Annotated in this window: 24 protein-coding genes; 9 read left to right on the top strand and 15 right to left on the bottom strand. The window is 64.5% G+C overall.

Annotated elements, in window-relative coordinates; translation table 11 throughout:
* The first annotated feature begins 3 nt into the window (after positions 1-3).
* Together LJ760_RS16110 and nhaA are read left to right on the top strand one after the other, a co-directional pair.
* Positions 4-225, top strand: coding sequence for an SCO4848 family membrane protein (locus LJ760_RS16110; RefSeq protein WP_227924329.1), 222 nt, complete (start codon positions 4-6; stop codon positions 223-225).
* Positions 226-393: 168 nt separating this feature from the next.
* Positions 394-1,758, top strand: coding sequence for a Na+/H+ antiporter NhaA (gene nhaA, locus LJ760_RS16105; protein ID WP_227924328.1), 1,365 nt, complete (start codon positions 394-396; stop codon positions 1,756-1,758).
* Here the strand turns inward: nhaA and LJ760_RS16100 are convergent.
* The 5 genes from LJ760_RS16100 to LJ760_RS16080 all read right to left on the bottom strand — a co-directional run bounded on the left by LJ760_RS16100 (position 1,755) and on the right by LJ760_RS16080 (position 5,211).
* The gene (locus LJ760_RS16100) at positions 1,755-2,351 is read right to left on the bottom strand and encodes a hypothetical protein (protein WP_227924327.1); all 597 of its coding nucleotides are present in this window, start codon (positions 2,349-2,351) and stop codon (positions 1,755-1,757) included. The genes nhaA and LJ760_RS16100 overlap by 4 nt on opposite strands.
* On the bottom strand, positions 2,348-3,301 hold the full coding sequence (locus LJ760_RS16095) for a hypothetical protein (protein WP_227924326.1): 954 nt from the start codon (positions 3,299-3,301) through the stop codon (positions 2,348-2,350). The genes LJ760_RS16100 and LJ760_RS16095 overlap by 4 nt, the downstream gene beginning before the upstream one ends.
* Complete coding sequence (locus tag LJ760_RS16090) at positions 3,301-4,044, bottom strand: signal peptidase I (RefSeq protein ID WP_227924325.1); 744 nt, start codon at positions 4,042-4,044, stop codon at positions 3,301-3,303. Before LJ760_RS16090 ends, LJ760_RS16095 begins: the two co-directional genes overlap by 1 nt.
* Before the next feature lie 17 nt (positions 4,045-4,061).
* Positions 4,062-4,613, bottom strand: a complete 552-nt coding sequence (locus LJ760_RS16085; RefSeq protein ID WP_227924324.1) for a hypothetical protein — start codon at positions 4,611-4,613, stop codon at positions 4,062-4,064.
* An 85-nt stretch (positions 4,614-4,698) separates the two neighbouring features.
* Positions 4,699-5,211: an alternate-type signal peptide domain-containing protein gene (locus LJ760_RS16080; protein WP_227924382.1), complete on the bottom strand. Its 513-nt coding sequence runs from the start codon at positions 5,209-5,211 to the stop codon at positions 4,699-4,701.
* 221 nt (positions 5,212-5,432) lie between these two features.
* On the opposite strand from LJ760_RS16080, the gene LJ760_RS16075 reads away from it, so the two are divergent.
* The 4 genes from LJ760_RS16075 to LJ760_RS16060 all read left to right on the top strand — a co-directional run bounded on the left by LJ760_RS16075 (position 5,433) and on the right by LJ760_RS16060 (position 8,883).
* The gene (locus LJ760_RS16075) at positions 5,433-6,011 is read left to right on the top strand and encodes an arsenate reductase/protein-tyrosine-phosphatase family protein (protein ID WP_227924323.1); all 579 of its coding nucleotides are present in this window, start codon (positions 5,433-5,435) and stop codon (positions 6,009-6,011) included.
* The gene (locus tag LJ760_RS16070) at positions 6,008-6,442 is read left to right on the top strand and encodes a VanZ family protein (RefSeq protein ID WP_227924322.1); all 435 of its coding nucleotides are present in this window, start codon (positions 6,008-6,010) and stop codon (positions 6,440-6,442) included. The genes LJ760_RS16075 and LJ760_RS16070 overlap by 4 nt, the downstream gene beginning before the upstream one ends.
* A 267-nt stretch (positions 6,443-6,709) precedes the next feature.
* Positions 6,710-7,084: an Hpt domain-containing protein gene (locus LJ760_RS16065; RefSeq protein ID WP_227924321.1), complete on the top strand. Its 375-nt coding sequence runs from the start codon at positions 6,710-6,712 to the stop codon at positions 7,082-7,084.
* A gap of 110 nt (positions 7,085-7,194) precedes the next feature.
* Positions 7,195-8,883 (top strand): sensor histidine kinase, encoded by a 1,689-nt coding sequence (locus LJ760_RS16060; protein ID WP_227924320.1) that lies wholly within the window; start codon positions 7,195-7,197, stop codon positions 8,881-8,883.
* A gap of 118 nt (positions 8,884-9,001) precedes the next feature.
* Here the strand turns inward: LJ760_RS16060 and LJ760_RS16055 are convergent, their stop codons facing one another.
* Positions 9,002-9,814 (bottom strand): response regulator transcription factor, encoded by an 813-nt coding sequence (locus LJ760_RS16055; RefSeq protein WP_227924319.1) that lies wholly within the window; start codon positions 9,812-9,814, stop codon positions 9,002-9,004.
* 180 nt (positions 9,815-9,994) lie between these two features.
* Between LJ760_RS16055 and LJ760_RS16050 the strand changes: the two genes are divergently transcribed.
* On the top strand, positions 9,995-11,605 hold the full coding sequence (locus tag LJ760_RS16050) for a sensor histidine kinase (RefSeq protein WP_227924318.1): 1,611 nt from the start codon (positions 9,995-9,997) through the stop codon (positions 11,603-11,605).
* On the opposite strand, the gene LJ760_RS16045 is transcribed toward LJ760_RS16050, so the two are convergent.
* From LJ760_RS16045 to LJ760_RS16035, 3 genes are read right to left on the bottom strand one after another with little or no spacing between them, the layout of a single operon-like run.
* A complete protein-coding gene (locus LJ760_RS16045) occupies positions 11,602-12,591 on the bottom strand; it encodes a GDP-L-fucose synthase family protein (protein ID WP_227924317.1) in 990 nt (329 codons plus the stop codon). The two genes, LJ760_RS16050 and LJ760_RS16045, sit on opposite strands and share 4 nt — an antisense overlap.
* 1 nt (position 12,592) lies before the next feature.
* On the bottom strand, positions 12,593-13,621 hold the full coding sequence (gene gmd, locus LJ760_RS16040) for a GDP-mannose 4,6-dehydratase (RefSeq protein ID WP_227924316.1): 1,029 nt from the start codon (positions 13,619-13,621) through the stop codon (positions 12,593-12,595).
* Positions 13,622-13,634: 13 nt separating this feature from the next.
* Entirely contained in the window at positions 13,635-14,891 is a 1,257-nt protein-coding gene (locus tag LJ760_RS16035; RefSeq protein ID WP_227924315.1) for a glycosyltransferase family 4 protein, read from the bottom strand.
* A gap of 222 nt (positions 14,892-15,113) precedes the next feature.
* Here LJ760_RS16035 and LJ760_RS16030 point away from each other — a divergent pair, with 222 nt between their 5' ends.
* On the top strand, positions 15,114-16,427 hold the full coding sequence (locus LJ760_RS16030; protein ID WP_227924314.1) for a UDP-glucose dehydrogenase family protein: 1,314 nt from the start codon (positions 15,114-15,116) through the stop codon (positions 16,425-16,427).
* A gap of 50 nt (positions 16,428-16,477) precedes the next feature.
* Here the strand turns inward: LJ760_RS16030 and LJ760_RS16025 are convergent, their stop codons facing one another.
* From LJ760_RS16025 to LJ760_RS16010, 4 genes are all read right to left on the bottom strand, one after another.
* On the bottom strand, positions 16,478-17,344 hold the full coding sequence (locus LJ760_RS16025) for a hypothetical protein (RefSeq protein ID WP_227924313.1): 867 nt from the start codon (positions 17,342-17,344) through the stop codon (positions 16,478-16,480).
* Entirely contained in the window at positions 17,344-18,420 is a 1,077-nt protein-coding gene (locus tag LJ760_RS16020; protein WP_227924312.1) for a hypothetical protein, read from the bottom strand. Before LJ760_RS16020 ends, LJ760_RS16025 begins: the two co-directional genes overlap by 1 nt.
* A gap of 113 nt (positions 18,421-18,533) precedes the next feature.
* Entirely contained in the window at positions 18,534-18,983 is a 450-nt protein-coding gene (sufU, locus tag LJ760_RS16015) for a Fe-S cluster assembly sulfur transfer protein SufU (protein ID WP_227924311.1), read from the bottom strand.
* On the bottom strand, positions 18,984-20,300 hold the full coding sequence (locus LJ760_RS16010) for a cysteine desulfurase (RefSeq protein WP_331460736.1): 1,317 nt from the start codon (positions 20,298-20,300) through the stop codon (positions 18,984-18,986). It lies immediately after the preceding gene.
* A 320-nt stretch (positions 20,301-20,620) separates the two neighbouring features.
* Between LJ760_RS16010 and LJ760_RS16005 the strand changes: the two genes are divergently transcribed.
* Entirely contained in the window at positions 20,621-21,082 is a 462-nt protein-coding gene (locus LJ760_RS16005; protein WP_227924310.1) for a VanZ family protein, read from the top strand.
* Here the strand turns inward: LJ760_RS16005 and LJ760_RS16000 are convergent.
* Positions 21,075-22,454 (bottom strand): glycerophosphodiester phosphodiesterase, encoded by a 1,380-nt coding sequence (locus LJ760_RS16000; protein WP_227924309.1) that lies wholly within the window; start codon positions 22,452-22,454, stop codon positions 21,075-21,077. The genes LJ760_RS16005 and LJ760_RS16000 overlap by 8 nt on opposite strands.
* A 101-nt stretch (positions 22,455-22,555) precedes the next feature.
* On the bottom strand, positions 22,556-23,005 hold the full coding sequence (locus LJ760_RS15995; RefSeq protein ID WP_227924308.1) for an adenylyltransferase/cytidyltransferase family protein: 450 nt from the start codon (positions 23,003-23,005) through the stop codon (positions 22,556-22,558).
* Between the last annotated feature and the right edge of the window lie 187 nt (positions 23,006-23,192).

Raw genomic sequence — 23,192 nt, 5'->3', positions numbered from 1 at the left:
CCCATGGTCCTCTCCACTCCCCTCGCTCTGGTCCTGGTGATCGCAGGCCTCTGGTCCCTCATCGTCTGGCCGCCCTATCTGCGGGACGTCCTGAAGTCCCCGCAGGCGCGGGATACCAACGGTGCGCCGACCCGGTACATGACCACGAACCTCATGAAGATCAGCACGGCCATGGTCTTCGGACTGGCAACCCTCGTGATCGGTATCCGCGGCCTGATCGGCTGACTTTCCCTGATGACGCACGCCCCGGCAGGTTTCCTGCCGGGGCGTTTTGCTGCCTGCTTCGCCCCTCATCACACGCTGCCTGACTGATGCAGTTAGACTGGTACACGGTGCGCCGGGAAGTCTGGTCGGCAATAACTTTGCCGTACCCGAATTTGATAGGAACCTTTCATGGCCTCTGAGCCCTCCTCCCCCAAGCCCAACGGTTCGCACACCGTCCTCGGCAGGCGCAGCTACGGAGAGACCCTTCGCATCAGCGAGATTCTCCGCAAGGAAACCGTGGGCGGCATTTTGCTGCTGATCGCTACCGTCGCGGCCCTGATCTGGGCCAACTCTCCGGCTGCAGACACTTACTTTGCCGTGCGTGACTTTGAATTCGGTTACGAGCCGTGGCACCTCAAGCTGAGCATCGGCACCTGGGCAGCCGACGGGCTGCTGGCCATCTTCTTCTTCCTGGTCGGCCTCGAGCTGAAGAAGGAATTCATTGCCGGGGACCTGAGGGACCTGAAACAGGCGATCGTACCCATCGCGGCAGCGGTGGGCGGCGTAATTGTCCCCGCCCTGGTCTACGTAGCCGTCAACCTGATATCCGGTTCGGACGGCCTGCGGGGCTGGGCCATCCCCACCGCCACCGATATTGCCTTCGCCCTGGCAGTGCTGGCGGTTATCAGTTCGCACCTGCCCAGCGCGCTGCGCATCTTCCTCCTGACCCTCGCCGTGGTGGATGACCTCATCGCCATCGCCATCATTGCCTTCTTCTACTCCGAAGACGTGCACCTTAGCTACCTGCTGTGGATGCTGCTGCCGCTCGCCGCATTCACACTGCTGGTCCAGCGCGTCCCGCGCTTCTTCGGCACCCGGGGCTGGCCCGCCTGGGTGATCCTGCTGCCCTTGGGTGTCGCCACCTGGGCGCTGATGCACGCCTCCGGCGTCCACGCCACCGTGGCCGGGGTGCTGCTGGGCTTTGCTGTTCCGGTGCTGCGCCGCGGTCCGGACCGGCAGAAACTGCCCGCCGATCCGAAGGCCCCCGGCCTCTCGGAAATCTTTGAGCACCGCTTCCGGCCTGTTTCCACGGGCTTTGCCGTTCCGATCTTCGCCTTCTTTTCCGCCGGCGTGGCCTTGGGCGGCTGGAGCGGCGTCGGTGCTGCGGTTACGGACCCCGTAGCGATCGGAATTATCCTGGGCCTCGTGGCCGGTAAGCCCATCGGCATCCTGCTCACCACCTGGGCAGTCACCGCGGGCACGCGGGCAAAGCTGGACCCGGATGTGCGCTGGATCGATCTGGCAGGCATCGGCATTCTGGGCGGGATCGGCTTCACCGTCTCCCTGCTGGTCAATGACCTGAGCTTCGAGGTCGGCTCGCTGCACAACGACGACGCCAAGGTCGGCATCCTCGTGGCCTCCGTGCTGGCTGCCCTGCTGGCTTCAGCCCTGCTGACTGCCCGGAACCGGCGCTACCGGCTCATCGAGGCCGAAGACCGGCGCGACGACAACCAGGACGGCATTCCGGACGTGTACGAGGACCGGGAGAACTAGCGCGAGCAGGGGTAGCCCAGCAGTCCCGGTGGTGCGTAATAGAACATCTGGAGCGTGGACGCCTGGGAAGGGGCCAGGATATCGCCCTCGCTGATGGGCGTCACTGACGGGACATCCTTTTTGACCGTGGCGGTCCGCAGCGTGACTGCCAGGGGCACCTTGTCATAGGGGGTCCTGCCCAGCGCGTCGCTCAGACCGCTGAGGTATACGGGCTTGACCGTAGTAGTGCTGCGCGGAACCGCGTAGGTCTTGGTGCGCCCATTGACGGCGAAGGACAGCACATAGACCACGTCAGGGTCCACGTCCGTTACGGCGGGCCAGCTGATCTCATTGGCCAAAGCCCGAGTGGTGCAAACGGGCGGGGCGGGGGTTTGCACCTTTGCGGTCGGGAGCCCGGTGATTGTCACTGCGGTCGACTGGCTCCAGTACGCATACGCGGCGGGGCCGCCCAGGCCCAGAACAACCGTGAGCACAAAAACCACCGCAGCGGTCCGGAAACCCGGCTGGGCACGAAGCCGCCTAAACGGGCCCGGACGGGTCTCCGTCACGGTGTCGGTGCCCACCGCAGCCCCCTGCTGCGTATTCCTGCTCATCGGCTCCTGCTTCGTAGTCGGATTCCGGCGGCGGCGAAGAAAGCCACCGACAGTACTATCAGGAGCGTACCGGAGAGCGAGCGGATGATGGGTTCGACGGTGCTTTCGAACGACGCCGGCGAAGCCGCTTCCAGCCGTCCGGCTTCCACCGGCGGGACCTGGGTATTGAAGCCCGAGTCCTGTGCCTGTGCGGGGGCAGCCGGGAAAGCGGCCAGCGCCGCTGTGCCGTCGGTTGGCGCAGTGCCTTGATCCGTGCCTGGACCCGGCCGTGCCTGGATAGCCTGCTGGCCCGTGTTCCCGGTATTCCGGGTGTCCCCGGAGGTGTTGCCGGTTCCGGGGACTTCGGCGTTGGGTGTCCCCGGATCCGACGGCGGTGTGTTGCCGTTGTCGTCATTGTTCCCCAGCGCCTCGCAGGCGCTGGGTCCGGTGCCTGCACCATCGGTGGACTGCAGGTAAAACACGACGTCGAAGCGGGCACTGCGGTTCATGGCCGCGTTGGGAGCTTCCGCGGCAAGGCCTGCCGTGAGCTGTACGAGGACGGCGTCGCCGGCGCCCAGTTCCCATCCCCGGTAAAGGTCGCTGCATACTCCGGCAGCGCCGAGGTAGGCCGGGACGCCGACTGCGGCACCGGCGGATCCGCTCACGCTGACCAGGCCCGCCAGCTCCGGGTCCATCGCGGCGCTGACGGCGCCGGCGGAGAGATAGGCTGCCTCTGCGCCGTCGTTCCGCACCCACACGCTGCCGTCCGTGGATGCTCCCGGGACCAGTTGAACCGCCTGGTTAAAGACTGGCTGGGTCAGTGTCGGACTAAAGCCGACGCCGTCGGGGCTGAAGCTGAGGTAGCTGCCGGATGCGGAAGCGGCAGGGATGCCGGCGAGGGTGATGGTCGCCGCGGCTCCGCCCACGGCACCGACTGTCAGCCAGCGCCTCACCGGTTTGGAAATCCGCATTAGACGGCTACGGGCTTCCGCCGGCTGCGGACATGCGGGTGGGCGCTGTCGTGGTTGCAGTGCTCGCACTCTTCCAGGACGGGATCCTCATGATCCAGCGGGTCCTGGGTGCGGAAGGCGAAGAACGGGTCCGCGCCGTCGTCGGTGGAACCATTATCCGGATCGTCATTGTCTGCCTGCGGGGTTTCCCCGTCACCGCGTTTTTTAGCCAACGCGCCGCGGACCATGGAGATGATCCCGTAGCCCATAAGTGCGACAGCACCCCATTGGAGTGCCGCGCCGCGGTCCGAGTTACCCAGGGCATTGGCGGCAAAACCTACAAACGGTACGGCGTAGAAAAGCTTGCCCCGGACCTGGACTTCGCGCACGGGTTCGGCGTCGGCAACGTCATTGTTGTCGCCCTTGGTGATCAGTGTGCGTTCGCCGTCCTGCGCGGTGCCCACGGACGTGATTCGGTGGGTGATGACGGCAGAGCTGCCCGACTCGATCTGGTAGGTGATCACGTCGCCCGCGCGCAGTTCCTCGAACGGGGTGGGCTTGACGACCAGGAAGGCGCCGGGGGCGTAGTGCGGGGCCATGGAGCTGGTGAGGACGCTGAACGTCTGCGAGCCGGTCACAAGGGGAATGACTACGATGACCAGGGCAACGAGCGCCGTGGCGCACAGGGCGATGTAGCTCAGACCGGCTCCGATGAAGCGCAGCGGGCTGGCGGGCTTCTCTGCTGTCCTACGGCCACTCGACATGGTGTTCCTATCCATCACTAAGCTGCCGGCGCGAGCTGCGCCACGCTGAGGTTTACCGGGATGCTGATCGGCGTTCCGAGCTGGTTTGCCGGGGTGTTTTGCTTGACTTCAACCTTGAAGCAAATGGTCTGGGTGGTTCCGGTGGCCAGCACCGGAAGGACCGGGGTTCCGGCCTGGTAGGCCAGGTTGGCGGTGCAGATCGCCGATCCCTGGACAACCGCTGTGTGCAGGGTCAGGTTGCCGTTGAGCAGGCTGCCGGGTACCGGGAGCGAAACGGCGGGCTGCAGGACCAGCGGTGACTGCGCGGTGACGTTGGTGTTGTTGGTCACCCGGACTGCGGTGAATTTCGGTACTCCGCGGTGCAATCCGGCAACGTCCAACGACAGGGTCGGTGTCTGGGCCATGTTGGCTTCATTCACCAGGATGTTGAAATCGGCGGCCTGGACGGTGCCGGCGTTCTGCTGTGCGGCGGCGTTCCACAGGGCATAGCTTCCCTGGACCGTCATCAGTCCGAGTACCACAGCGGCCAGAATCAGGCCGGCTGCCTTCAGTACTCGGGAGCTCTTCACGGATTTTTTCCTCCAGGGGAACGGTTGTGCGCGGGACATGTGTTCCGCGCACAACCGGGGTTAGAACAAGGGGCTTACGGGAATGCTACTTGGCGACCTGGGTCAGGACGTAGTTCACGCGGGTGAGGTCCAGGCTGGCGTTGGTGTCCGTGCGGGCGCCGGTGTCCTTGTTGAAGACGAAGACGGCCTTGGCGGTGACCACTCCCGCCGTGTCGACGTCGTTGGCGGCGGTCAGGTTTGCCGCGTTCAGGGTCTTGCCGCCCTGGGTCAGGGTAGGTACCGGCTTGGCACTGCCCGTGAAGCCGTTGGTGACGTCCTCGTTGATAACCAGCGTCGCCTTCATCTGGTCACCGTCAAGCTGCAGGCTGACATCCTGGGTGAAGGTCAGCTCATCGCCCGGTACAACCTTGTACTTGGTGATGTCGATTTCGGTACCGGCCTTGTTGGTCCACTTACCCGCCGCGGCGGTCACGTCAAGGTCACCGGAGACGATGGTGCCGGCGTTCGCCTTCTCGGAATCGTTCCAGACGGCGAGCGTTCCGCCGCCGCCGAGCAGCATTGCCGAGCCGATACCGATTGCCAGTGCACCCTTAGCCATCTTGTTCACGCTGTTCCCCTTGTTCGAAAGTCTCTTGGCTCGGAAGGCTTTCCTCGCCGCTGGGTATTACTTTGCCGCCCTCCCCTCAAGAAACAACGCCGCCCAAACACAGGGTTCATGCAACATTCCGGCAAAGCTCAAGCGCCACACAAGGTAGCCTCAACACCAGCACAACCGGCCGTATCCGGCCCGGGAACCAGCCCTATCCGAAGCCTGAGGACATGAGACCCACCGCTGCTCCGTTCCGAATCTTGACTGTCTGCACCGGCAACATCTGCCGCTCCCCGATGGCCGAGCGCCTGCTCCAGGCCGGACTGGACAGCGTTGCCCCCGGTGAATTCGAAGTCACCAGTGCAGGCACCGGTGCCCTGGTCGGATCCGGCATCGAACCTCATGTGGCCGGTTTCGTGAACATTTTCGGCGGCGACTCCGCCGGCTTCGCCGCACGGCAGCTCTCTGCGGAGATTCTCGAGGGCCAGGACCTCGTGCTGGGCATGACCCGGGCCCACCGGAGCAAGATCGTGGAACTCGCCCCGGCGTTTCTGCGGCGCACCTTCACACTGCGCGAACTGGCCCGCCTGCTCCCGCTGGTCGACGCGGACCCCGATGCCCCTGCCGTCGACCGTTGGCAGGCCGCAACGGCCAAGGTGCTGCGGCTGCGCAGCGCCCATCCGGTGGGACCGCAGGAGGACGACGTAGTGGACCCGTACCGCCGCAGCGACGCCGTCTACCAGCAGATGGTCCGCGAGCTGAGTCCCGCGGTGGGCAACCTCCTCGCCTGGGAGCGCCGCTACCGATGAACGTGATCATTCCGGGGACACATCGACGACGCAGGCTGGCCGGCCTTTTCCTGCTCTATATAGTCGCCCTGGCTCTCATCACGTTCTGGCCCTCCCCGGTGGATGCCGGACCGGCCGGCACCCTGCGCGCCATCCTGGCTGCCCTGAACAGCCGAGGCATGCCCGGATGGGTCAACTACACCCTCTTAGAGTCCGTCGCGAACGTGGTCCTGTTTGTTCCCTTCGGTATCCTGGCTGCCGCCTGCCTCACCGAACGTTTCGCCTGGCTGGGCGCCGTCGTCGGCATGGCCGCCTCCTGCGCCATCGAAGCCGGGCAGCACGTGTTCCTGCCGGCCCGCTACGCCACCATCCACGACGTCATCGCCAATTCGCTGGGTGCGGCGCTCGGCACGTTGGTGGTCTATGCCTTCCGCAGCCGGAAGGGCGATTAGTCGACGGCCCGCAATATTGCCTCGATCTTGAGCGTTGCAGGCAACTTTTCCTGAGGTTGGGGTGAGACCGTGGGGCATCAGCCGGGAGTATTCGGCTGGCTTCCATCAGGCACCGAACCGCCCGACGGCGACCCCACACCGAAGGATATTTTGTTTGTCTCTCATTCCCCCGCAGCCCCCACCGGTCTGGCCACCGCGCCCGTCCGCCGCTGCACGAGTATTACCGCGGAATTGCAACGCCGCCCTGCCCTTCAGGAGCGCCAGCTGATGACGCCCCAGGAAGAACTCGAGGCGCGGCTGATCTCCCTGGACCGGTTGCGGGAACTAAGCGACCAGGTTGGCGTGGAATCCTGCCGCCGGTTCGTCGCCAACTTCACATCGATGTGGGAGGGCCGGTTCACGCGCCTTCACCAAGCGGTGCAGGGCCGGGACTTCGACGCCGCCATGGATGTGGTCCTCAGCATCAAGATTTCCAGCCACATGGCCGGAGCCGAACGACTCTCGGCCCTTGGCGCCGCAGCGCAGGACCTCGTGGCACGCCGTGATGTGCGGGGCCTCGAGGAGATGGTGACCGCTGTCCGCACCTGCGGCGCCGAAACCATGGCCTATCTGAACGAGTCGGACCTGTTTTCCGCCGCATAAGTGCCGCTCCTACCCATCCCGGCCGCCGTGCCGCGGAAGTGAGCGCGGTCACGCCCGCGACATACCACCGGTATCGTTAGACCCTGTTGCGTTTTACGAGGGGGTCATGCATGTCGCGGTTGTCGCAGTCGACGCTGAAGTTTTTCGGCATTTCCTCCCAGTTCCACGAACTGCCGCTGCGGTACCGGACCGCCGTGAGCCAGGCACCGCTGGTGGTCGTTGTGGCCCTGATCTGCGCCATTGCCGCCTGGCAGCTGCCTGAGGTCTTCCACCGCCGGGAATTCGTGGCCGGCCTGGTCACGCTCGCCGTTGTCACCGCCGTGTGCATCGCCCTCCCCTGGAACCGGCTCTGGTATCCGTCCTACTGGATCATCCCGCTGCTCGACTTCGTGGCCATCGCCCAACTGCAGCATGGCAGCGCCGGCATCCTTACCGGGCTGAGCCTCCTCCACGTTTTCCCCGTGTTCTGGATGTCCTGGTCCCGAGTCTCCCCGCCGGCCGCCCGGTACCTGAGCTTCCTCTGCCCCCTGCTGTCCGTATGGCACCCCTTCATCCTGGGCGCGTCCGGTCCGGTCAGCGGCGCGGATCTCTCCGCTCCCCTGCTCGTTCCGCTGGTCAGCCTGGGTGTCGCGATCACCGTGTCCGTGCTGCGCGAAGACATCCGTTCCCAGCGCGAGACGCTGGAGAATAAGGACCGGCTGCTCGAGGCCGCGCTGGCGGAGAGCAAACGGCAATCCCAACAGCTCGACGGGGTGCTGAACGCCATCAACGTCGGTGTCCTCCTGGTAGACGAGGACGGCGTGCCGCGGCATATGAACCGCCGCCAGCGGATGCTGCAGGAACGGGCGCTGCCGCCGGACACGGCGTATCCGCATGAACGCGACCTGTTCCTCTACACAGTTGACCGCACTACTCCCGTGCCCTTCGAACAGCGTCCCGTTGCCCGTGCCCTGCGCGGCTCGGACTTCAACGACCTACAGCTGTGGCTGGGCCCGCCCGGCAGCCAGATGGCCATGAACGTCTCGGGGGCCGTGCTCCGCAATGACGCCGGCGGCTTCAACGGTGCGGTGATCGTTTTCTCCGACGTCACGGCCATGGTTGGTGCGTTGGCCGCGAAGGACGACTTCGTGGCCAGCGTCTCGCACGAACTGCGCACCCCGCTGACGTCGATCATGGGCTACCTGGACCTGGCCCTGGACGAGGCAGAAGAGACCGGGCTGCAGGGCACCATTCCCGGATCAATGCGGGTGGCCCTGCGCAACAGCGAGCGGCTGCTTCGCCTGGTGTCGGATCTGCTCACCGCGGCCTCGGGGACCGTTCAGCTGGAATCCCGGCCCATGTGCCTGGCGGAGATCATCCGCAACAGCCTCCGCACGGCGGAGACCAGGGCGCGGGAGGCCGGCGTCGACCTGGTCAACGATGCCCCGGCAGAGCTGCCGATGTTCGCGGATCCGCACCGTATCGCGCAGGTACTGGACAATCTGCTGTCCAACGCCGTCAAATACTCCCCCGACGGCGGCACGGTCACGGTCAGCGCGTGGCGCGAAGGGGACCGTGCTGTGTTCCGTGTATCCGATACGGGCATGGGCATGTCCGCGGACGACGTGGATGATGTCTTCGAGAAGTTCTTCCGAACCGGCACGGTTCGGCAGGCGGGTATCCCCGGCGTCGGGCTCGGCATGGCCATCAGCAAGGACATCGCCGAGGCGCACGGGGGCAGCATCCGGGTGGAGAGCACGCTGGGCCGCGGCACCAGCTTTACCGTCGAACTGCCTGCCGGCGTGCCGGCGCTCACTTAGCAGCGCAGCCGGTACTCACGCCGGCAAGGGAGCCGGTGGGGGGATCGAGGGCCGGGATCGAGGGCCGGGGGCTCGAAGGCCGGAGGCTCCAGGGCCGGAGCCAGGCGGGTCAGGCGGGTCAGGCCTGCGGAGCCAGCCGGTAGCCGACGCCGCGTACGGTTTCGAGCCAGCGCGGCGCCTTAGAATCGTCCCCGAGTTTGCGGCGCAGGTTGCCCACGTGCACTTCCACGGTCCGCTCATCGGCGTCACTGATGAAGGATCCGGTGTCATACTCCTCGCCGCGCAGCCGCCGGACCAGGTCCGTTTTAGTCCGCACCAGGCGGCCACCCTCAAGGAGCGCCTGCAGCAGGTCGAACTCGGTGCGGGTCAGCTCTACGCCCTTGCCGTTGATTTCGGTGGTGCGCGTCCCCGGGTTCAGGGTCAGGCCGTTGTGGGCAAGCGTCCCCGGGGCGGCTGCGGGAGCCGGAACCTGCACCGCTGCGGGGGTGGTTCCCTGGCTTCCGCCGAGGGATGAAAGAGCATCAGCGGAAACGGGCGTCTCGGCTTCGCCTGCAGACTCTCCGCGGGGGCGGCGGAGCATGGCTGAAATCCGGGCCCGCAGTTCCCGGGGCCGGAAGGGCTTGGTGATGTAGTCATCCGCGCCGGCTTCCAGCCCCATAAGGGTGTCAAGCTCCTCGGCGCGGGCGGTGAGCATCACGATGTAGGCATCGCTGAACTGCCGCAGCTGCCGAATCACCTCAAACCCGTCAATGTCCGGAAGGCCCAGGTCCAATGTGACCACGGTGGGATTATGCAGCCGCACTGCTTCAACACCTTCGGAGCCGTTCGGGGCAGTAAAGACGTTGAAACCTGATTGCTGCAGAACTGCGTTAAGAAGATCGCGGATATCTGCATCGTCCTCGATGATGACGGCTACGCGTTGAATTTCCATGTTTTATTTTTTCCTGTCCTGCGAGACCTTCTGAATCCCCGCTCCCCTTGCTCGGTATCCTACAGGAGCACCCCTATACTCTGAGCTACCACTACAGGAATCCGGGGGTTCCCTTTTTTCATGTCCAGTCTCAAAGACCGAGTGGCCACGCTTCCTGGTATCAAATCGCAGTTTAATGAATTGAGTCTTCGGCGCCGGCTGCTGGTGAGCCAGCAGCCGATGCTGATATCGGTTGCCATAGCGGTCGTGATTACCGCTGTCGTGTCCCCGGATCTATTGCGCAGCGACAGTTTCCAATTTGCGCTGGTACTCCTTGCCGCCCTGACATTGGCATGCGTGGCCGTCCCGTGGGAACGGTATCCACCGCTGGCTTATTGGTGCATCCCCGTACTGGACTTTGCTGTTGTGGGCGGCCTCTATTACGAGGGCCGCAACTCAGTGATCGGGCTTAGTTTCCTGGCGGTCTTCCCCGTTTTCTGGATGTCTTGGTCCGGCGCTGCGCCGCGAAGGGCATGGATACTCAGCTATCTCTGCACCACGTTGCTGCTGTGGGCACCGCTGTTCATGCAGGCGGGCGGTTTCCCCGCCCGGGAGGATCTGGTGGCCCCCCTCCTTATCCCGTTCGTCATGTTTGCCATGGGCGTGGTGATCTCGACGATGGAATCGGATACCACGTCCCAGCAGAAGCGGCTTGTGGCGATTGAAACCGAACTGCAGGCCAGCCTGCAGGAGACCCGCCGACGCTCGCAGTTGCTGGACGCCGTGCTGGAAACGGTCGATGTGGGCGTGATGGCGGTAGATGCTGAGGGTCGGACCATCCTGATGAACAGCCGCCAGCGGATCAACCATGCGTTGGCTGGCCTTACCGACGGAGCAGACACGGGCAGCGACGCCCGGATTTACGGTCTGGACCAGCTCACGCCGGTACCCCTGGCACAAAGACCCTCGCAGCGGGCCATGCGCGAGGAATCTTTTTCGGACGTCATTGTCTGGGTTGGAACCGGGGAGCGGCAGCGTGCCCTCGCCGTCTGCGCCCGCGCCATGCACGAACAGGGAGAATTCGCCGGCTCTGTACTGGCGTACAGCGATGTCACAGAAATGGTCAATGCACTCAATGCCCGGGAGGATTTTGTCTCCAGTGTCTCCCACGAGCTGCGGACCCCGCTGACCTCGATCATCGGCTACCTCGACCTCGTCGTCGATGATGAAGAGACCTCCGGGCTTCCAGGGCACCTCGTGAACGCCCTGCAGGTGGCCCAGCGCAACGCCGAGCGGCTGCTGCTGCTGGTGGCGGACCTGCTGACCACTGCCTCCGGAACCATGCACCTGCAACGCTCCGAAACCGATGTCGCCGAACTGGTGCGTGTAGCCTTGGACTCCGCCCGGCCCCGAGCCACCGCCATCGGCGTGGACCTGGGTTGTGACTGCGAAGCGGAGCTGCGTGCGTTGGTGGACCCGGGCCGGATCTCCCAGGTCCTCGACAACCTGCTCTCCAACGCCATCAAATACTCCCCCGACGGCGGCAAAGTCACCGTTCGTTCCCGGATGGAGGACGGGAATCTGGTGTTGGAGGTGGAGGACACCGGCATCGGCATGAGTGAGGCCGACCAGCGGGACGTGTTCACCAAGTTCTTCCGCACCGGCCAGGTGAAGAAGGCGGCCATCCCGGGCGTGGGCCTGGGCCTGGTCATCACCAAGTCGATAGTGGAAGCCCACGGCGGGCGGATTTCGTTCAGCTCGGAGCTTGGTGCGGGGAGCACGTTCCGGGTGGAGCTGCCCGGATCCAGCTAGCTGCGCAGTGTGGCCAAATGGTTCCGGTACCAGGACACTGTGTCCCGAATGCCGTCCTCGAAGGGGATCTGTGCGGTCCAGCCGGTGGCGGTCAGTTTGGAGACGTCGAGTAGCTTTTGCGGGGTACCGTCGGGTTGCGAGGTATCCCACTCCACGGACCCGTTGTAGCCCACGGCGTCCGCGACAAGTTCGGCGAGTTCCTTGATCGTGATGTCTGACCCCGTTCCTACGTTCACCTGCTGCGGTCCGTCATAATGCTCCAAGAGGTGCAGGCAGGCAGCTGCCATGTCATCGACATGCAGGAATTCACGCCGGGGCGAACCGGTGCCCCAGTTGGTCACGGTGCTCAATCCCTGTTGCGCCGCCTCGTCATAGCGGCGGATGAGAGCCGGAAGGACGTGGGATCCTTCCGGGGAAAAATTATCCCCCGGACCGTAAAGGCTGGTGGGCATCGCTGAAATCCAGGGCAGCCCGTCTTGGCGGCGGACGGCCTGGATGTGCATGATTCCGGCGATCTTCGCGATCGCATATGCGTCGTTGGTGGGTTCGAGGTGCCCGGTCAGAAGCGAATCCTCGCGAATGGGCTGCTCGGCAAACTTGGGGTAGATGCAGGACGATCCCAGGAAAAGAAGACGTTCCACGCCCTGTTCGCGTGCGGCGTCCAGCACATTGATCTGGATCTGCAGGTTCTCGGTCAGGAAGTCCACCGGGTACGTATTGTTGGCGAGGATACCTCCCACCTTCGCTGCCGCCAGGACCACGTAGCGGGGCGAGGTCTCCGCAAAGTACTCAAAGACGGCCGGGCGGTCCAACAGATCCAGTTCGCTGGAGGTCCGACCCTGAAGATTCGAGAAACCAACGGATTGGAGGTTGCGCCAAATGGCCGAGCCTACGAGTCCCCGATGTCCAGCGACGTAAAAGGGAGCGTCGCGGTCGAGGCGGCCGGGTTCGAAGCCCGTGTTATCTGCGATTGAGTGCTGCGTCATGTCAGTCATTCCAAGACTCGAGGTTCACGGTATCGACCCAATTACGGCCGGAGTGCTTGAGCATTTCGGTGTCAGCATCCACCATGATGCGGGCGAGATCGGGGGTATGTACCGTGGCTTTCCACCCGAGCTTCTCCTGTGCTTTGGAGGCATCACCAACGAGGGCGTCAACCTCCGTGGGCCGAAGGTACCGTTCGTCGAACTTCACGTGTTCTTCCCAATCGAGCCCTGCGTGTTCGAAGGCGATGGTGAGGAAGTCCCTTACGGTGTAGTTTCCACCGGTGGCCAGCACATAATCCTCGGGCTCGTCGGCCTGCAGCATGCGCCACATTCCCTCCACGTATTCCGCGGCGTAGCCCCAGTCACGGATGGCGTCCAGATTACCCATGTACAGGTACTGCTGCTGCCCGGCCTTGATGGCGGCTACGGCGCGGGAAATTTTACGGGTGACAAACGTTTCGCCGCGTCGGGGGGATTCGTGGTTGAAAAGAACTCCGTTGACCGCGTACATGCCATAGGCCTCGCGGTAGTTCTTAGTGATCCAGTAGCTGTAAACCTTAGCGGCGCCGTACGGCGACCGTGGATAAAACGGAGTGTCCTCGTTCTGCGGCGGTGGAGTAGCGCCGAACATCTCAGATGACGATGCCTGGTAATACCTGGTGTCAATTCCCGTGAGGCGCACGGCTTCGAGGAGCCGAACCGAACCCATGCCCGTGGTGTCCGCCGTATGTTCCGGCTCGTCGAAGGACACACGGACATGGGACTGGGCGGCAAGGTTGTAGACCTCGTCCGGCCGCAGGCCTGCGAGCAGCGTCGCCAGACGCGACCCGTCACTGAGGTCCCCGTAGTGCAGGAAAAGCTTTGCCTCGGGGTCGTGTGGATCCACGTAAAGGTGGTCCACCCGGGAGGTATTGAATGTCGAGGCGCGGCGGATAAGCCCGTGCACCTCATAACCCTTCCTTAGCAGAAGCTCCGCAAGGTAAGAGCCGTCCTGCCCGGTTATTCCTGTAATGAGTGCGCGCTTAGACAAGATAATCCCCCGATTACTTAATGCGTTCCTTCTGATGGTGGTCAGTGAGATGCATGAGATACGAACCATACTTAGCGACTGCGTGCTCCGCCGACAATGTCGTTTCCATAAAACGGCGGCCGTTTTCAGCAAAACGGCGCCCTTGTTCCTTGTCCGCCGCCATTGCCTCTGCGCCGCGTACAAGATCAACCGGGCTCCCTGCAGCCACTCGCATACCGGCTTGCGCGGTAGCGATCTCCTCGGCCGTGACGCTGTCCTTGTCGGTAGCGGCCAGTATGGGAACACCGGAGCTGAAATATGAGGTCAACTTGCTGGGCACGGACATCTCCCTAACGTCCGGCAGTTCATTGACCAGGAGGATGTCCGCGGCGGCGAGAGCTTCCTGGAATCGAGTACCGGGAAGTGAATCCACAAATTCGATCTGGTCAACGCCCTGTGCGAGTTGTTCAAGCCGGCTCCGCTGGTTGCCGTCGCCGACCAATACGAAACGGACGGCACTACCCTCGCGAGAGGCAACGCGGGCAGCCTCCACCACGTTCTCCAGCCCCTGTTTGGCGCCCATATTCCCTGCATGAAGGACAACCACGTCGTCCGGCAACCATCCGAACGAGGCACGGGACGCAGCCCGGTCCTCAAGGTTAAACGGCTTGAGGTGTGTCCAGTTACGGACGACTTCCACTCGGTGCGGATCCACTCCGAGTTGCCCGGTCACGTAATTGCGGAAGCGCTCATGAACGACCACAACACGGTCTGCTGACCGCAGTATTTTCGATTCAACCAATTTCATGACCCGGCTGACCGCGGAACCGGAGGTTCCGGTCTCCGTAATGCCCAGGCTGTAGAGATCGTGCACCCAGATGAGGACGGGAGGCTTTGCCGGGGCCATACGTGCGCGGAGCAGAGCGATCCCCGTGGCGAAAAGGGCTGGGCTAACGAGGATGACCGCGCTTTGCTGACCCCAGCGTGCGAAGGCCAGTCGAAGGCCAAAAGAAACCTCCATACAGAGCCTTGCGAAGCTCCGAGGCCTGGCAGGTACGAGATGGTTTAGCCGGCGAACGGATACGCCGCCGATTGCTTCAGAAATGCTCCATCCCTTGTATCCCGGGCGCCTCCGCCACTCCGGGTAATGCGGGAAGCCCGTAAGTACGCTTACTTGGTAACCCTTATCGGAAAGTCCGGTAGCCAACCCAGAGATATATGGAGCGTTGCCGGATGGCTCGGGGCTGTAATTCAAGCCCGCAATTAGTATTTTTGGGTTATTTGGAATCACATGGGGAGACTAGCAGTCGGACGAGACCGAAACGATGGATTCAATTCCACTTACTACTCGAACCAGCAATGCGTGGTTGGGTGCCCTTGAATAAAAAACAAGTGTTTATCTGAGTACCGGAAATGGGCGCAGTAGGTAATTTCCCAGCCCTGGGTTCCGTGCGCACACGGCTCAAGGGATAGGCTGGTAGCCGTCTTCCGCTATCGAACCTATGGGGTAACAGTGCGTCTCTCGGTTATTGGCTGCGGCTACCTGGGCGCCGTACACGCGGTTTCCATGGCCAAGCTTGGACATGATGTTGTAGGGATCGACGTCGACGCCGCCCGGATCGCAGACCTCGCCGCCGGCCGCGCCCCGTTCTTCGAACCCCGCCTGCCCGAGCTCCTTGCGGAAGCGTTGGAGAGCGGCCGCCTGAAGTTCAGCACCGACCTGGCAGACGCCGCCGGCGCTGACGTCCACTTCGTCTGCGTGGGCACGCCCCAACGGAAGGGCGAGTACGCCGCGGACATGCGGTACGTGGATGCGGCCGTCGCCGGGCTGGCGCCATACCTGCTGCCGGGCAGCATTGTGGCCGGTAAGTCCACGGTCCCGGTGGGCAGCGCCGCACGGCTGGCCGATCAGCTGGCCGAAACCGCGCCGGACGCGGTCCTGGCCTGGAACCCGGAATTCCTGCGCGAGGGTCACGCAGTGCAGGACACGTTAACCCCTGACCGCTTTGTCTACGGCGTGCCCGACGGCGCGGCCGGAGCCGCCGCCGTCGCCGCACTGGATGAGGTCTATTCCATTCCTTTATCCACCGGAACCCCTCGCATGGTGGTGGACTATGCCACGGCCGAACTGGTCAAGACCGCCGCCAATTCCTTCCTGGCCACCAAGATCAGCTTCATCAACGCCATGGCGGAGGTCTGCGAGGCATCGGGTGCAGATGTCACGGCCCTGGCGGACGCCATCGGCATGGACGAACGCATCGGACGGAGCTTCCTGAATGCCGGCGTCGGGTTCGGCGGAGGCTGCCTGCCCAAGGATATCCGTGCGTTCATGGCACGGGCCGGGGAACTGGGCGCCGATCAGGCGCTGACATTCCTGCGCGAGGTGGACGCCATTAACATGCGCCGCCGCTCCAAGGTTGTCGAAATGACGCGCGAAATCTGCGGCGGCTCCCTGCTGGGCAAGCGGGTGACCATCCTGGGCGCTGCCTTCAAGCCCGAGAGCGACGACGTCCGCGACTCCCCTGCCCTGAGCGCCGCGGCGCAGATGCAGCTCCAGGGCGCCACCGTCACTGTGGCCGACCCCCAGGCCCTGCAGAACGCCAAGGGCCGCTTCCCCGAACTGAACTACGAACCCGTCACCGGGAACGCACTGCTGGGCGCCCATGCCGTGGTGCTGCTGACCGAGTGGAAAGAATACCGGTCCCTCGACCCGGAAGCCACGGGCACCCTCGTTGCGGATCGGAACATCATCGACGGCCGCAACGTCCTCGACCCGGCCGCCTGGCGGGGCGCAGGCTGGAATTACCGCGGCATGGGCCGGCCCTAACTGCCCCGAAGGCCCGCAGCCCGTAGCCCGTAGCCCCGTAGCCCCGTAGCTTAGGCCTTCACCGTCGACGCAGGATGGTGGAACCGGATTGCCGCCACCACCTCGGCGGCCTCGTCCTCATCCTCGTCGCCGGTTTCCAGGTCTTCCACAACCACCCTCGGCTTGAACTTCGTGGGCGTGAAGCTGAACCGCGCGGCGTAGCCGGAGCGGACCCGGGTCTTGGCCAGTGCCTCCAGATCAGGAAGGCTCCGGGTCCAGGCGGCAACCGCCCGCCCGGCTTCCTGCCGCTTCTCCTCGAGGGGCACCGGCGCAGCATCGTCCTCCGGTTCATCCAGGGCCACGGAGTAGCTGATTTCCGGCTCCTCGGCCGTCCCGCCGATAGTCATTTCGACCTCGGAGACCGGCCAGTGCTCCAGATCCGCGGCCAGCATGTCCTCCCACCATTTGATCAGGCGGCGGGCGGCGGGCACGGCGTCGTCGCGCGCCACCCCGCTGACGGTAAAGCCTCCGTAGGAGCCGTCCACCAGCACAGACGTCCCGGGGAACCCTGCCAGCAACTCCCCGTGCGTCCGCACAAGGAAGTCCAGCACGTCCGCATCCCGGCTTTGCCCGATAATCCGAAGCGATGAAAAAAGGGCATCGGGAGCAGCTGACTCCACGATCCGCACCTCCAGATCGTCGGTGCGGCCCAGCCCGTTGACCGCACCGTTCAACCGGGAGACCAGGAGGGGCAGCTCCCGGCGGGTGCCGGTAATCGCTGCGGTGTACGTCGTGAAGCCAACGCTCCAGGAATCGGCCGACACAGTCGCACCACCGGGAAGGGCAGCGGTTATCTCTGCCGCCAGTGCCTCCGCAGCGGCTGCCGCAGAGGCTTTGGCGGCACGCTTGGTACCGTCCAGGAAATCGAGGAAACCCATTAGATCAGTCCGTTCAGTGGTCCGGTCAGGAGTAACCGCGCGAGCACGAGGACGGCGAAACCGCCCACGGTCCAGATCAGGGCAGGAGTGAGGGTGCGGCGTTTGAGCGTGCGGCCTTCCGGAGGCACCAGCTGCGCGGCGCCACTGGCGAACCGCTGCGCGGACACCGGGCCGTTCGCCAGTCCCACCAGCACCGCACCGGGTCCGAAGATGACCCGCGAGAGCTGTTCCCAGGTTCCTTCGCTGCCCAGATCAAGTTCCCTCCGGGTAAAGAAGATGATGGAATCCTCCACGGTCTCGACGTCGAACCCCGGAGCTTCAGCGAGCACCCGGCGCAGGACCTCCGGCGTGAAGACGGCCAGGGCCGCTGCCTCGTGCCCCTCCGGGGCGTACAGGGTGAAGTGTCGGTCCAGGTCCTCCGGCAGCGCGACCTGCTGCGACTTCGCCAGGCTGACCGGCACGCTGGAGCCAAACATGGGATCGTTTCCCTTGGCATCGAGCAGCATCCGGGGCAGCCGCCGCTCCGCGGTGACCGCGGCGTAGGTCCAGGCTGTGACGGACGGCCGATCGTTCCGGTTCCGGGCCTGCGAGCCCGTCCGGTAGGAGAAATGGGCAACCTCGAAGGGAAAGGGGTGGGCGGGTCCGCTGCGGAACCGCTTCCAGGACTGCGGATGGTGACCCTCCCCGAAGATGGTGGCATCGATCCTGGGAAGCATGGGGTCCGCCTTGTAGGACAGCCCGTTCCGCTGTACGAACCGGCTCAGCTTTGCGGCAGTGATCCGCGGATCCTCTTTCCGGCCTTGGAGGAGGAACCCCACCGCGGCGGCCAGGAGCCCGGCCAGGAAGATCCCCGATCCCACATTGACCGCTGACGCGTCCAGGTTAAAGGAGTCCACCGTCGCTTCGGCAATGCCCATCGAGCAGACCAGCCACACTGCCAGGCAGGCGGCTGCGAAACCTGCCAGGAACAGCCGGGACCCGGTGACCAGACCGGCAATACCGGTGGGCCGCTGGGCTGCGATCTCCTCAGCGGGCACGGGGTCACGGAAGGCGGAGGTATCCAGTTGGCTGATCATGCCGCCAGAGTACGGACCGGATGCGTCGCCCGACGTCGGTGACACGCCGCCACGCCGTCGGGTCACCGACGTCGGGTCACCCGCCGTCGCGCAGCCGCGCGAGGTCGGATGCGTCAGTTAGCCGCCAGCAGCGCTTCTTCCAAGGCAACCCAGGCGAGCATGGCGCACTTGACCCGCGCCGGGTAGCGGGCCACGCCCGCGAAGGCCGCGGCGTCGCCGAGCACTTCCTCATCCGGTTCAATGCTGCCCCGCGAACGCATCAGCGTCCGGAACTCGTCCACCAGCGAGAGGACTTCGTCCCGCTCCAGGCCCGAAGCGAGTTCGGTCAGCACAGAAGCGGACGCCATGGAGATGGAGCAACCCTGACCTTCCCAGCTGATGCCGTCCACGGTGGAACCGTCGACGGCGGCCCGCAGGGTGATCTCGTCGCCGCAGGTGGGGTTCAGCTGGTGGGACTCCCCCGAAGCCAAGCCGTCCGGGGCCGCTTCCAGTCCGTCGCCGCGGCGACGCTTGGCGTGTTCCAGGATGATCTGCTGGTAGAGCTGCTGCAGGTCCGAGCTCATTTACTTCACTCCAAAGAAGGGACGGACGCCGGCCACCGCGGCAAGGAACGCGTCAACGTCGTCCGTGGTGTTGTAGAGGTACGTACTGGCACGGGTGGTGGAGACCAGCCCCAGTCGGCGGTGCAGCGGCTGGGCGCAGTGGTGTCCCACCCGCACGGCAATCCCCTGGTCGTCCAGGAACTGGCCCACGTCGTGGGAGTGGACGCCGTCGACGTCGAACGCTGCCAGGCCGATCCGCTCCTCGCCGGCCTTCGGACCCAGCACGCGGATCCCTTCAATCTCCTCCAGCCCCTGCACCAGGCGCTGGCCGAGCGTGGTTTCCCAGGCATGGATACGGTCCATCCCGGTCTCGGTGAGGTAGTTCGCCGCCGTGCCCAGGGCCATTGCCTGCGAGATCCGCTGCGTTCCGGCCTCGAAACGCTGGGGTGCGGGCAGGTACGCGGCCTTTTCCATGGTCACCGTGGTGATCATGGACCCGCCGGTGAGGAAAACCGGCATGGCATCCAGCAGTTCGGCCTTGCCGTAGAGGGCGCCGATGCCGGTGGGCCCGAGCATCTTGTGCCCGGAGAAGACCAGGAAGTCGACGTCGAGCGCCTTCACATCCACTGGCAGGTGCGGCACGGACTGGCATGCATCCAGCACCACCAGGGCGCCGTGGCGGTGCGCCATGGCCACCAGGGTCTCCACCGGGTTGATCGTGCCGAGCACGTTGGAGGCATGGCTGAACGCCAGGATCCTGGTGCGCGGGCCGATGATGTGCTCGGCCTCCTCGAGCCGCAGCCCGCCGTCGGCATCCACCGGGATGAACCGCAGAGTTGCTCCGGTGCGGGCCGCGAGCTCCTGCCACGGGATCAGGTTGGCGTGGTGCTCCATTTCGGTGACGACTATTTCGTCCCCGGGTTTCAAGGCGAACCGGGCTGCCGCTTCTCCCCCGCGGCCCAGGGAAGCGTTGGAGAAGGAGTAGGCCAGCAGGTTCAGGCCTTCGGTGGCATTGGAGGTCCACACCAGCTCATTGGAGCGGGCGTTGATGAAGGCCGCCACCGTTTCGCGGGCCTGCTCGTAGACGTCAGTGGCGGCAACGGCGAGGGTGTGGGCGCCGCGGTGGACGGCGGAATTGCGCTGCTCGTAGAACTCCTGCTCAGCTTCGATGACACTCAGCGGGTTCTGGGAGGTGGCACCCGAGTCAAGGTAGACAAGCCGGTGCCCGTTGACCTCCTGGTCGAGGATCGGGAAGTCATTGCGGATGCGCAGCACTTCGGCGTTGTCCATGGGCCCGGTTGCCGGGCGCAACGTTGCGGGGGTAGTCACCACAGGCACGTTAGTTACTCCTCTGCTGGCGGCGTCCTGCATTACGCAAGACAAATCTTCCCTAATCGTCCCATGCAGCAGGGGGCAATGCATCTGAGTCTGGCCTAAGTTCCGTTCGCCCCTGGGCGAAATACTACAAATCCAGCGGCATCGATTGGGCACAGGCCGGGCGACGGCGACGCGCCGGGCGGTACGACGGCGACGCGCCTGGCGGTGCCGCCGCAGGCGTAAGTAAGGCCTGCACAAAACCGGGTATGCACCCGCGTTACTGTTCCTCCTCCTCCCCGCTAAGTTTCCAGCCAAAGCCGTTTGGACAGCCGGGAAGGAACATGCGCAGGAAACCTACCGAGCGCCCTCCAAGTTACCGGATCCGATGGGCAGCCAAAGCTGCTGCTGCCGCGGTCCTTGCCACCGGCATTCTTGCGGTGGTCCTGTGGCCAACACCGGTGGACCGCCCGTTGTACGGGCGGCTGCTGGGGGCGCTGCACCGGCTCGAGGAGCTGGGCCTGCCCGGGTTGAGCTACGCCTCCCTGGAGGCCTCCGCAAACGTGGTGCTCTTCGTGCCGCTTGGTTTCATGGCCGCCTGCCTTATGGCCCCGCAGCGGTGGTGGATCGCTTTGTTGCTCTGCACCATGCTGTCCGGAACCGGCGAACTGGCCCAGGAGCTGTTCCTGCCCGAACGGGTGGGCAATGCGAGGGACGTCCTGCTCAACTGCGCCGGCGCGCTGGCCGGGATCGGAATGGCCGCGTTGCTGCGGCGGGGTTTGCGGCGGGAACTGCCGATCAGGTGATTGCCACATTGCGGAACTCAACCGGGAATTCCCCGGCGTAGTTGCGGGTAAGGCTGAAGTAACCGCCGCGGTAGCTGCGTTCAACAGCCATACCTCCCCATCCGGAGCTGTCCCGGCGGGAGAAGCGCAGGCTGTCGGGGGCTATGTCGATTTTAAAGGAGAGCCATTCGCCGGATTTGGCCGGCTGGGTCTCCAGGACGGCGAGCCGCAGGCCGTTTGGTTCGCCTGAATGGCGCAGCAGCAGTGCCATTTCCCCGTTCGGCCGGAACACAAGGTGGTAGCCGCCCACCTCGCTCGGTATCAGCACCCGGTAGGGCAGATCGTTCTCCTGCCCGAACGCCAGGCCTGCGTGCCCTTCGATGCCGGGGAGCTGTCCGGGCCAGCGCATCTCGAACTCGATGCTGTACACGTCCTGCTCCACCGGCCCCATGGACCCCATCCGGTAGCTGCTGTTCACCGGGGCGTGGAGCCGAAGCACCCCCGCATCCGCATCCAATTGCGGCTGCACGTTCCACCCTTGTTTAACCGTCCAGGGAAGGTCCCCGGCTGCGCGGAGACCGTCCCCGAAGCGATCGGCGGTTTCCGGAGACGTCTGGACCGACAGATAGGGAACGTTCGCGCTCATGAGGCCCGCGACTCCAAGCCCGATCAGCCGGTCCCGTTCCGCCCGGGAATGGACCTCCCAGCAGATCACCGGCTTCCCCGTTGCCACCGCGGCGGTGATCTCCGCGTCCGTGGCGAGGGTGTTGATTCCCAGGAACGTGAACCGCTCATAGCTTTCCGGCAGCAAGGACATCTGTTCCTCGGTGAAGTAGCCCCAACTGTCGTATCCGCGCTCGGTCACCGCCCAGATCTGTTTTGCCACTGCGGACTGCTTCCAGATGATGTGCCGGCGCGAATCCGGATAGGTGTCCATCAGATCCAGGAGTGCTTTGGTGTTGGTGCCCTGCTTGTCCTCGAGGAAGATCACGTGCGTGCCGGCGTACGCATCCAGCACCTCCTGCAGCCGCGGAATCGGTTCCACCGGCATCTGCGGCCCCAGCCACGGCCGGGCGTCGACGCGCAGCTTCGACAGGTCTTTCCATGTCGTGTCGCTAATGACCAGGTTCTGCCCGGTGGTTCTTCCGGTATCGATGTCGTGATGACAGATTAGGGTGCCGTCCGCCGTCGAGCACACCGAAACTTCCAAGGCCGGCGCGCCGGCACGGGCCGCTTCCCGGTATGCAGTCATTGTGTGTTCGGGCCAGTTGTCCCAGGAGCCGCGGTGGGCCACTTGGAAGGGATGCGAATCGAAGAGTGAGCGCACCGTGTGCACCTGGGCTGCCGCGGGGGTCTCTTCGGATGCACCGTCCGGATCCGTGTCCTTGGGCATGCATCCGGCCAAGGCCAGGCCTATGGTTCCAAGTGCCAATACGCTGCGGCGGCTCGGCCCGGAGGCCGCCGGGGCGCCCAGTCCGGGAGTGCCGCGGTGTTTCATGCGTTCAGGGCCGAATCGCCGGGTAAACCGGTGATGGCGCTCAGCGCGCGGCGCAGCATCGTAGAAGAGGTCGTCGCCGTATAAGGCAGGTAGACGACTTCGACACCGATCAGCTTCATGTCCCGTTCCAGGCGTACGCCCTTCGGTGTGCCCCGCCAGTCGTCGCCTTTGAAGAAAACGTTGAATCCGACTTCGCGCCACGTCTCGGCCTTGTTCACGTGTTCATCCACCACCACAGCGTCCACGAACCGGATACTGCGCACGATCTCCAGCCGCTCGGCCAGCGGAACCACCGGGGTGGTGCCTTTGAGCCGCTGGGACATTTCCGCCGAAGCGACGCCGGCTATAAGGAAATCACACCGGTCCCGGGCCTCACGCAGCAGGTTCAAATGGCCGATATGGAAGAGATCGTAGACGCCCGAGGCGTAACCGACTTTTACAGGCATGACCTATGGACCCCCAGCTGCGACGGTGACTTTCCGGCTTATCTTCCAGTCCCGGGAACCGGCGGTAAAGGGCATTTTTCGGCTTCGAGTAGCCTCACTGCAAACACGGGTACCGGTGCACGGATGCCGCGTAACGCCGGGCACAAGTCGGGTAATAGACACCGTGCAAACGGCCTCTTCGGCACAG

The organism is Arthrobacter sp. zg-Y895 (genome assembly GCF_020731025.1).
Taxonomy (GTDB): domain Bacteria; phylum Actinomycetota; class Actinomycetes; order Actinomycetales; family Micrococcaceae; genus Arthrobacter_B.
The sequence above is the reverse complement of the archived record's forward strand: the minus strand, read 5'-3'. Positions and strand labels throughout refer to the sequence as shown.